The organism is Halomonas alkalisoli (genome assembly GCF_021412585.1).
Classification (GTDB): domain Bacteria; phylum Pseudomonadota; class Gammaproteobacteria; order Pseudomonadales; family Halomonadaceae; genus Halomonas; species Halomonas alkalisoli.
This window is the reverse complement of record NZ_JAKCMI010000007.1, coordinates 77,169-84,217: the sequence shown is the minus strand read 5'-3', so window position 1 is coordinate 84,217 and position 7,049 is coordinate 77,169. Positions and strand designations below refer to the sequence as shown.

The following is a 7,049-nucleotide window of genomic DNA, read 5'->3' as shown; positions in this document are numbered from 1 at the left end:
GGCCACGCTCAGCGTGCCGCTGGTGGTCAGCCCGTCGTCGGTCTCGGCCAGGGTGTCGGCGGCACTGTCGCCGTCACCCACGGTGATCTCCGGGGAGTCATTAACCCCCAACATATTGATGGTGACTTTCGCCCAGCTCAGCGTGCCGTTGCCCATCTGGATGGCATATATAAAGGTATCGGTGAACTCTTCGCCTTTGGCCATCGCCGCATAGCTGGCCTGAAACTCTTCTGTGGTGGTGTCATAGGCCACCTTGCCATCTTCGGTAATCCAGATTCTTGCGCCCTGAGCGCTCACATCATGGACATCAGCGTCTACTTCATGACCCTCAAGAAACTGGTAGTCAACGCTGAATGCTGAGTCTTTTTCCAGGAGGTTTTCGACGCTCTCGTTTAGCAGCTGGCCTTGCTCGTCGTACTCACCGCTATCCAGTGAATAGAGTGACTTCGACTTGCCACCCGAATCATTCGACATGACATCTATATGAAAAATACCATTATTTTCATGATTTTCGATATCAAAGTCACTCAGGTCCTTATCCATGAAGTCATAGGTGTCATCGCTTGCCTGAGGGGTGTTGTAAATCGAGGTGCTAGTACCGTTGTTCTTGGCCATGATGTCTGTTCCCTGCCTTAGCTCACTGAACGAGTGGCACGACGCCGGCGCGCCTTATCGGTGCAACGCTCTCAGTTACTGAGCGTTACGTTTCTTAACGTTCTAGCCTAGGCAAAGAAAGGTTAATTCACCTGAGATAAACCACCCTTTCGAGACAGGAGGAAACTCCTATGCAGACCATATCTCTACGTGACAGACCTCCTACGTTCTGTCGGGCGCGGGTGAAGCAACAAGATCAATCCAGTACGCAGCGAACCCCATGCTTCTGGGCGTAGGCATGTAGCTCCAGGCGATTCGCCACTCCCAGCTTGCCGTAGATGGAGGTCAGATGGTTGCGCAGCGTGTGCTCGCTGATGTGCAACTGTACTGCCACGCGTCGGGCCGTCGCCCCTCCGCTTTCCAGGAAAACCGAAACGATCTCCCGCTCACGCTGGGTCAGTTGTGAAAGACGCTTCTGGTGGGGATCTTCATGATTCATCGCCCCTCCTCTGGCAATTGCATCAAAGATTCTTCCCGTGGCCTCCCTGCTGAGCCAAAGCTCACCCTTCGCCACCCGCTGAAGAGCTGTCAGCACGGTAGCAATGTCTGACTCGACGGGCAGGATGCCTCGGACACCTCTCATCATGGCGCGATCATGGAGTTCACTAGATGTTACAGCAGTAAACAGCAACAAATGCGCATCACTGCTCGCCCGCAACAGGTCAATCGCCTCCATGGCGTCCGTGCTCCCTTGCCAAGGCTCGATCAGAATCAGGTCTGCGTCCCCCTCTTCCAGCCAAGCCAATGCCTCGCTAACCTCCGAAAAAGAGCCGGCCAACATTACGGATGGCTGAGGAAGCTTGCTAAGCCAGCCGGCAACCCCGTCACGGACGACCGAATAGGGATGAATGATAAGTAATCGGCTAGCAACTGTTATTCCCCTATTCTTCATTGAGACGACTCCATGTATAAACGTAAAAGTACTTCGGGGGAACTCATAGTTTGCAACAAAGGCGTATCTCTGGCGAGAAAGCGATATATACAGCTGATGGCCGGCCTGTACTGGTGTGGGTAAGGTGAATCACTCTCGTTCTCCACCAATACCGTGGTGTCGCAGCTTGTTGGCGATGGTGGTGTGGGAGACACCCAGGCGCTTGGCCAGCTGTCGGCTGGAAGGATACTGCGGATAGAGCGAGGCGAGTATTCGACGCTCCACGTCGCCCATGATGTCGGCGAGGGAGCCGTCGAGGTCGATGCCGGAGAGCCCTGGTGCCTGGCCCACATCCGGCAGGCGCAGGTGGGCGGGCTCGATGGCCTCGCCCTCGCAGAGCGAGACCGCCTGGAACAGCACGTTCTCCAGCTGGCGCACGTTGCCGGGCCAATGGTAGCCGGATAGCCGGGCCAGGGCCGCCGGCGACAGCGACGGCGCACGGCAGCCGATCTGCCGCGCGGCCCGGTCGATGAAGTGGTTGGCCATCGCCTCGATGCCATCCAGGCACTCCCTCAGCGGCGGTACCGCCAGCGACAGCACGTTGAGCCGGTGATAGAGATCATGGCGGAAATGGCCTTCGGCGCAGAGCCCGGGCAAATCCTGCTGGGTGGCACAGATCACCCGCACGTCGAGGTAGGTCTCCTCGTCACTGCCTACCCGGCGAAAGCCGCCGTCCTGCAGGAAGCGCAGCAGCTTGACCTGCAGCCGTGGGCTCATCTCGCCCACCTCGTCGAGGAAGATGGTGCCACCCGCCGTCAGTTCCAGCAGCCCCAGCTTGCCTTCGGGGCGCGCTCCTTCGAAGGCCCCCGGTGCATAGCCGAACAGCTCGGTCTCGGCCATGGATTCCGGCAGTCCGGCGCAGTTCAATGCCATGAACGGCGCCTGTCCACGGGAGCTGGCCAGGTGGCAGGCCCGGGCCAGCAGCTCCTTGCCCGTGCCGGTCTCGCCCTGGATCAGCAGCGGCGCCTCCAGCGGCGCCATGCGGCGGGCCTCGCGAATCAGCGCGGCAAGCCGAGGGCTGGCCTGGAACAGCGCATCGAAGCCGCGCAGCTCCTGGCGCTGGACCTGGTAGATCCGCTCGCCGATGCGGTCAACGCTGTGCAGGGTCACCACCGCGCCGGCCAGCGATGCCACGTCATCGAGATGCTCCCGGTGCAGGGGGGCGATATCGGCGAGGAAGGTGGCGTCGCGCAGCTTGATGCGCAGGCCGTTGACCCGGGCGTTGTTGCGGCGGATCAGTGCCGGCAGGTCAAGGTCGGGCAGATAGCGGTTCAGGGACAGCCCCGGCACCTCGTCGATGCGAACGCCAAGCAGCTGACCGGCGGCACGGTTGGCCGCCACGATATGCCCCTCCATGTCGATGGACATCACCGGGTCGGAGAGCGACGACAGCAGCGCATCGAGCTCCAGGTGCCGGCGTTCGCTGGGCATCAGGTTGACCCGGCGGACGCCGAACACGCCGGGTACCGCTTCCAGGACCGGCCTGAGGGTCGCAAGCTGGGCATTGAGCAGATTGGGCACGTGCAGGTAGATGGCGTTGCCGTGCTCGCCCCCCACCTCGCCGCGCGCCACGTTGAGCCCGTAATCGACGAAGTGCGACACGATATCGCGCAGAATGCCGATGCGATTCTGGCAGTGGAACCTCAGTCTCATCAGGGGTACTCGAATCAGAAACGGGCAAAGGATCGTCAGGAACAGGCGCCGGAGCAGAAAGGCGTCAAGCCACCGTGACTCTCCTGTCAAGATAACGTGACACCCTCAAGGTCTCAATCCGCCTTGCCCGTGACTTTCCACAAGCTGGCCCCTGGGCCGATCCATTCGTAACGTTTTCTTTACGACAAGCCCCCTTCCCGAGGCCAAAAGGGGCGCGAACCGGACACGCGGCGGCGGCAGATCTGTCTAGACTCGAAGCCACTCCAAGGCTCGTACAAGACGATTGAAAAGACACTCGTACAAGACAATCATAAACCGCCAGCGGGAGACCCCATGACGTCATCCAACGCTCATCTCAGCGATGTCGCCAGCAAGACCGGCTATCGCGCACGCCTGCCCGACGAGAGTGGCCATATCACCTGGTCGGAGCAGGACAACGCCACCTGGCAGACACTGATGCAGCGCCAGCTCGGCATGATCGAGGGACGCGTCTGCCAGGAGTATCTCGACGGGCTCGAGCGGCTGGCCCTGCCGGAAGACCGGGTACCCCAGCTCGCCGATATCGACCGGGTACTCAAGGCCAGCACCGGCTGGGAAACCGCCCAGGTGCCGGCGCTGATCCCCTTCGACACCTTCTTCGCCCTGCTCGCCAGCCAGCGCTTTCCGGTGGCCACCTTCATTCGTACTCCGGAGGAGCTGGACTACCTCAAGGAGCCGGATATCTTCCATGAGATCTTCGGCCACTGCCCCATGCTCACCAACCCGGCCTTCGCCGAATTCACCGCGACGTATGGGCGGCTGGGCCTGGCGGCATCGCCCAAGGAGCGGGTCTATCTGGCTCGCCTCTACTGGATGACGGTGGAGTTCGGGCTGGTGGACACGCCGGCGGGTCGACGCATCTACGGCGGCGGCATCATCTCCTCGCCCAAGGAGACCCTGCATGCCCTCTCCGATGCACCGGTACACGAGCCATTCGACCCGGTCGAAGCACTGCGCACGCCCTACCGCATCGATATCCTGCAGCCGCTCTACTACGTGCTTGACGACCTCAAGACCCTGCACGACCTTTCCCACAAGGACATCATGGGCATGGTGCAGCAGGCCATGGCGCTGGGTCTGCACGAGCCGCTCTTCGAGCCGGCCCCCAAGCGCACCAAGGCCTGAACAACGACAACCCCCGACGACGACAAGGAGACGGCATGAGCCAACTATCCGAACAGCAGTGCGAAGCCTGCGGCTGGGACGCCCCCCATGTGAGTGACGAAGAGATTCAGGCCTACCATCGCGATATCCCGGAGTGGGAGATCGTCGAACGCGATGGCGTCAAGCAGCTCGAGCGCGTATTCAAGTTCCGCAACTTCAAGCAGGCGCTGGCGTTCACCAACCGTGTCGGTGAGATCGCCGAAGAGGTGGGCCATCACCCCGCCCTGCTCACCGAATGGGGCAAGGTCACGGTGACCTGGTGGTCCCACGAAATGAAGGGCCTGCACAAGAACGACTTCATCCTGGCAGCCCGTACCGATGAAGCCGCCACCGAGTAAGCCCCGCGCCCCGCGCTATACCCGCGCTTAGTTCTACCTCGCCCGACCCGCCTGCTGGCGGAGTCGGGCGAATTTAGGCGTTGTCCCACAAGTGACGTCGAAAATGACGCCCATGATAATCGGCTTTTTCTTACATAGAAAAAAGGCATATGCCGACCCCGCCATCGCGCCCTTTCTTATAGTTTGAACGGGACACCAGCCGGTGTCATAAACGTCAAGCAAGGAGAAAAAGAATCATGAAAGGAAACATTCATGGCGCTGCGATCGGGCTGATTCTGTGTGTACTGCTGGCCCTGTCCTCTGCGACCCAGGCCCAGGAGCTGGCCCCCATCAATGTCAATACCGCGGACGCCGAGCTGCTGGCCGAGCTGCCGGGCATCGGGCCCAGCCGGGCCGAGGCCATCATCGAGGAGCGCGAGGCCAACGGCAGCTTCGAGAGTGCCGACGACCTCACCCGGGTCAGCGGCATCGGGCCGGCGACGGTGGAGGCGTTCCGAGATCAAGTCGAATTCTGAGGATGGGGGCGCTACCTTGAAACGCGACGAGGCCGGCGGTGAACACCGCCGGCCTCGTCGTTCAGCCCTTACCGCTTAGCGGCATGCACTCAGAGGCGCAGCCCACCATCGCATTCGATCACGCGGCCGGTAAAATAGTCGTTCTCGAAGATGAACGCCACGCTCTGGGCAATATGGTCGGGATCGCCGAGACGCCTTAGCGGCACACCCGCGGTTAGCTTCTCCAGCATGTCCTCACGCATCGAGGCCGTCATGTCGGTCTCGATGAAGCCCGGCGCCACGGCACCCACGCGAATCCCGTAGCGCGCCAGCTCCTTGGCCCAGGTGGTGGTCAGCGACACCACGGCAGCCTTGGCGGCGGCATAATTGCTCTGGCCCATGTTGCCGGCCCGCGAGATGCTGGAGATATTGACGATCACGCCGTCATGGCCCGCCTCGACCATCTGTGAAGCCGCTTCACGGCCGCACAGGAAAACCCCGGTCAGGTTGACGTCGATGACCTGCTGCCACGCCTGCAGGGACATGGTCTTCTCGACCTTGCCATCCTTGGCCTTGACCAGCAGCGCATCGCGCAGGATGCCGGCGTTGTTGACCAGGCCGCTGACCGGGCCCAAAGAGGCCGCGACGTCACCGAAGGCCTGCTTCACCGAGACTTCGTCGGCGACATTAACGCGAAAGGCACCGGACTTGATGCCCTCGCCATGCAGCGTCGATACCGCATGGTCCAGAGCATCGGCGTCCATGTCGAGAAGTGCCACGGTGGCACCCTGCTTGCCCAGGCGACGCGCCATGGCGAAGCCGAGGCCGCGAGCCCCACCGGTGATGGCAATGACAGTCTTGTCCAGTTTCATAGGCTTCCTCAGGAAATGGTATGCGGCGGCATGAACACCGCCTTTCATTATTTGTATCGGCTCTCCTGCTTTTTCGGCCGCAATGGTGGAAAGCTTTAGTCCCACCTTACCATCTTTGTGCATTGCAGCAAATAATAGCCCGCTATCAAAAGCCGCCAGCGCCTGTCATCACGAATGACCGTCATGGTTGATTTTTTCGTATTCGCCCCCATCCTTTCGGCAACCGACCCGCCCGGAGCCGTCATGCCTTTTCTGTTTATCTTCACACTCTTTGCCCTGCTCGATTTCGTCATTCTGTTTTCCGTGGGCAGCAACATCGGCCTGTTGACGACCCTGGCGCTGGTGCTCGGTACCGGCTTTGTCGGGCTCTACCTGATTCGCCGGGAAGGCACCGCCGCCCTCGCCCGTGCCCGGCAGCGCATGGAGCAGGGTGAACTGCCGTCGAGCGAGTTGCTCACCGGCGCGGCCCTGATCTTCGGCGGCGCCCTGCTGATGGCACCCGGCTTCCTCTCCGACGCATTAGGCTTCCTCTGCGTGATTCCCGGGGCGAGACGTGTCCTTGCCAGGCTGCTGGCCATCGCCAATCTCCGCCTGCAGGTCCTGGCCTCCCGCCGCGGTGCCAGCCGACAAGGGCAGGCCGACGACTGGCAGCAGGCAAGCGGGGAACAGGCCGGAAAGGATGACTCGGGTCGCCCCGGCCAGGGCGACGGCGGCGACCGGCCGCTGGAGGGGGATTTCATCAGCCGTGACGAGACGAGTCGTTGAGCGGCTATGCCGATGAGCTTCATCGGGTAAAAAAATTTCGTACTGGCCCTTGAAAGGGAATTGCCCGACCCCATTTCACGGTCAGCACCAGGCTTCGGTGCCGAGCAGAGCTTGGCACCTTCGACAAGGAAGGCGTCCC

Annotated in this window: 8 protein-coding genes; 4 read left to right on the top strand and 4 right to left on the bottom strand. The window is 61.4% G+C overall.

Going from position 1 to position 7,049, the window contains the following annotated elements:
- From LY622_RS00970 to LY622_RS00960, 3 genes are all read right to left on the bottom strand, one after another.
- On the bottom strand, nt 1–615 hold a 615-nt coding region (locus LY622_RS00970), incomplete at its 3' end, for a VCBS domain-containing protein (RefSeq protein WP_234289179.1).
- A gap of 235 nt (nt 616–850) precedes the next feature.
- Complete coding sequence (locus LY622_RS00965) at nt 851–1,546, bottom strand: response regulator transcription factor (protein ID WP_234289178.1); 696 nt, start codon at nt 1,544–1,546, stop codon at nt 851–853.
- A 129-nt stretch (nt 1,547–1,675) separates the two neighbouring features.
- A complete protein-coding gene (locus tag LY622_RS00960) occupies nt 1,676–3,238 on the bottom strand; it encodes a sigma-54-dependent transcriptional regulator (protein WP_234289177.1) in 1,563 nt (520 codons plus the stop codon).
- A 333-nt stretch (nt 3,239–3,571) separates the two neighbouring features.
- Here LY622_RS00960 and phhA point away from each other — a divergent pair, with 333 nt between their 5' ends.
- From phhA to LY622_RS00945, 3 genes are all read left to right on the top strand, one after another.
- Nucleotides 3,572–4,402, top strand: coding sequence for a phenylalanine 4-monooxygenase (gene phhA / locus LY622_RS00955; RefSeq protein WP_234289176.1), 831 nt, complete (start codon nt 3,572–3,574; stop codon nt 4,400–4,402).
- A gap of 35 nt (nt 4,403–4,437) precedes the next feature.
- Nucleotides 4,438–4,779 (top strand): 4a-hydroxytetrahydrobiopterin dehydratase, encoded by a 342-nt coding sequence (locus LY622_RS00950; protein WP_066443530.1) that lies wholly within the window; start codon nt 4,438–4,440, stop codon nt 4,777–4,779.
- Between the two features lie 236 nt (nt 4,780–5,015).
- The gene (locus LY622_RS00945; protein WP_234289175.1) at nt 5,016–5,294 is read left to right on the top strand and encodes a ComEA family DNA-binding protein; all 279 of its coding nucleotides are present in this window, start codon (nt 5,016–5,018) and stop codon (nt 5,292–5,294) included.
- Nucleotides 5,295–5,383: 89 nt separating this feature from the next.
- On the opposite strand, the gene LY622_RS00940 is transcribed toward LY622_RS00945, so the two are convergent.
- Complete coding sequence (locus LY622_RS00940; protein WP_234289174.1) at nt 5,384–6,145, bottom strand: SDR family oxidoreductase; 762 nt, start codon at nt 6,143–6,145, stop codon at nt 5,384–5,386.
- A 243-nt stretch (nt 6,146–6,388) separates the two neighbouring features.
- Here LY622_RS00940 and LY622_RS00935 point away from each other — a divergent pair, with 243 nt between their 5' ends.
- Nucleotides 6,389–6,910 (top strand): FxsA family protein, encoded by a 522-nt coding sequence (locus LY622_RS00935; protein WP_234289173.1) that lies wholly within the window; start codon nt 6,389–6,391, stop codon nt 6,908–6,910.
- Nucleotides 6,911–7,049 lie beyond the last annotated feature (139 nt).

Excerpts from the sequence above, each read along its gene's own strand:
- LY622_RS00950 (WP_066443530.1), top strand. The coding sequence starts at position 4,438 with ATGAGCCAACTATCCGAACAGCAGTGCGAAGCCTGCGGCTGGGACGCC.
- phhA (WP_234289176.1), top strand. The coding sequence starts at position 3,572 with ATGACGTCATCCAACGCTCATCTCAGCGATGTCGCCAGCAAGACCGGC.
- LY622_RS00965 (WP_234289178.1), bottom strand. The coding sequence starts at position 1,546 with ATGAAGAATAGGGGAATAACAGTTGCTAGCCGATTACTTATCATTCAT.
- LY622_RS00940 (WP_234289174.1), bottom strand. The coding sequence starts at position 6,145 with ATGAAACTGGACAAGACTGTCATTGCCATCACCGGTGGGGCTCGCGGC.
- LY622_RS00935 (WP_234289173.1), top strand. The coding sequence starts at position 6,389 with ATGCCTTTTCTGTTTATCTTCACACTCTTTGCCCTGCTCGATTTCGTC.
- LY622_RS00945 (WP_234289175.1), top strand. The coding sequence starts at position 5,016 with ATGAAAGGAAACATTCATGGCGCTGCGATCGGGCTGATTCTGTGTGTA.
- LY622_RS00960 (WP_234289177.1), bottom strand. The coding sequence starts at position 3,238 with ATGAGACTGAGGTTCCACTGCCAGAATCGCATCGGCATTCTGCGCGAT.